The 2240-nt window shown below is 65.6% G+C and carries 1 protein-coding gene; it reads left to right on the forward strand.

Annotated features, from left to right (window positions below; all coding sequences use genetic code 11):
* The coding region (locus tag ABZ532_RS31515; RefSeq protein ID WP_361291415.1) for an immune inhibitor A domain-containing protein at positions 1-2240 on the forward strand (2240 nt) is incomplete at both ends.

Here is a 2240-nt window from a genome sequence, read left to right on the forward strand (position 1 = left end):
ACCCATGTCGACCACGACCTCGAGGGTCCGTTCAGCAAGCAGCAGGAGCAGGAGCGCAAGGCGGCTCTGGAGCGCGTGCTCTCCGGCCAGTCGACCGTCCAGAAGCGCGGTCAGTCGCAGGTCGTGAAGCTCGGCAAGAAGAAGTACGTCGAGCTCGGCCGTGAGAAGACCGACAAGATCTTCACGATCCTGGTGGAGTTCGGCGACAAGGTCGACGACACCACCATGTTCGACCCGGATGGCGACGGCCCGAAGCCGGCGGTCAAGAAGTACGGCGGCACCGTTGGTCCGCTGCACAACAAGATCGCCCAGCCGGACCGCAAGGTCGACAACTCCACGGCCTGGCAGAAGGACTACAACCAGGCCCACTTCCAGGACCTGTACTTCGGCAAGGGCAAGGACAAGAAGGGCAACGCCAAGCACTCGCTGAAGACCTACTACGAGCGCACCTCCTCCGGCCGTTACTCGGTCGAGGGCACCGTCTCGGACTGGGTCAAGGTCGAGTACAACGAGGCCCGTTACGGCTCGAACTACTGCGGCCAGTCCAACTGCTCGAACGTCTGGGACGCGGTCAAGGACGGCGTCAACGCCTGGACCGCCGACCAGAAGGCCAAGGGCAAGACCGACGCCGAGATCAAGAAGATGCTGTCCGACTACGACAAGTGGGACCGCTACGACTTCGACGGCGACGGCGAGTTCAACGAGCCCGACGGCTACATCGACCACTTCCAGATCGTCCACGCGGGTGAGGACGAGTCGGCCGGTGGTGGTGCCGAGGGCGAGAACGCCCTGTGGGCGCACCGCTGGTACGCCTACGGCACCAACGCGGGCAAGACCGGCCCGGACAACAACAGGGCCGGTGGCACGCAGATCGGCTCGTCCGGCGTGTGGGTCGGCGACTACACCATGCAGCCCGAGAACGGCGGCCTCGGTGTCTTCGCCCACGAGTACGGCCACGACCTGGGCCTGCCGGACCTGTACGACACCTCCGGTGGCGACAACTCCACGGGCTTCTGGTCCCTCATGTCGTCGGGCTCCTGGCTGGGCACCGGCAAGGACAGCATCGGCGACATGCCGGGCGACATGGATGCCTGGAGCAAGCTCCAGCTCGGCTGGCTGAACTACACCAAGGCCAAGGCGGGCAAGAACTCCAGCCACAAGCTGGGTGTCGCGGCGTACAACACCAAGAACCCGCAGGCGCTGGTCGTCGAGCTGCCCAAGAAGAAGCAGACCACCACCGTGGTGGCGCCCGCCGAGGGCTCCAAGCAGTGGTGGAGCGACATGGGTGACGACCTCAAGAACACCCTGACCCGCTCGGTCGACCTCACGGGCAAGTCCAAGGCTTCCCTGGACCTCTCGGGCTGGTGGGACATCGAGGCCGACTACGACTACCTCTACACCGAGGTGTCGACGGACGGCGGCGCCACCTGGACCCCGATCGACGGCACGGCCGACGGCAAGGCGATCACCCGTGACGCCAGCGACGCCCCGGCGCTGACCGGCCAGTCGGGCGCGTACAAGAAGCTCGCCTACTCGCTGGACGCCTACGCCGGCAAGAAGGTCGACGTCCGCTTCCGCTACCAGACGGACGGCGGTGCGGGCGGCAAGGGCTTCGCGGCCGACGCGATCACCGTCAACGCCGATGGCGCCGCGCTGTTCTCGGACGGTGCCGAGGGCGACGACGCCGGCTGGACCGCGAAGGGCTTCTCCCGCATCGGCGAGTCCTTCACCCAGGAGTACGAGCAGTACTACCTGGCCGAGAACCGTCAGTACGTCTCGTACGACGGAACCCTCAAGGTCGGTCCGTACAACTTCGGCTTCAAGTCGCCGAAGGACGGCTGGGTCGAGCACTACCCGTACCAGAACGGGCTGCTGATCTGGAAGTGGGACCTGTCCCAGAAGGACAACAACACCAGCCAGCACCCGGGTGAGGGTCTGATCCTTCCGGTCGACGCCAACGCCACCCCGCTGAAGTGGGCGGACGGCACGCTGATGCGCAACCGCATCCAGGCGTTCGACTCGACCTTCAGCACCTACCGCTCGGACACCGTCACGCTGCACAAGGCCGACGTCGCGCGCCGCATCGGCTCGCACGCGGGCAACCCGGTGTTCGATGACGGCAAGGGCGTGTACTGGTACAAGGAGAACCCGACCGCTGGTGTGAACGTTACTGACACCAACACTCGGATCTCGATCGTCAAGGAGCCGAAGAGCGGCGAGACGATCTCCGTGAAGGTCGG

Source organism: Streptomyces sp. NPDC019396 (assembly GCF_040632375.1).
Taxonomy (GTDB): Bacteria; Actinomycetota; Actinomycetes; order Streptomycetales; family Streptomycetaceae; genus Streptomyces.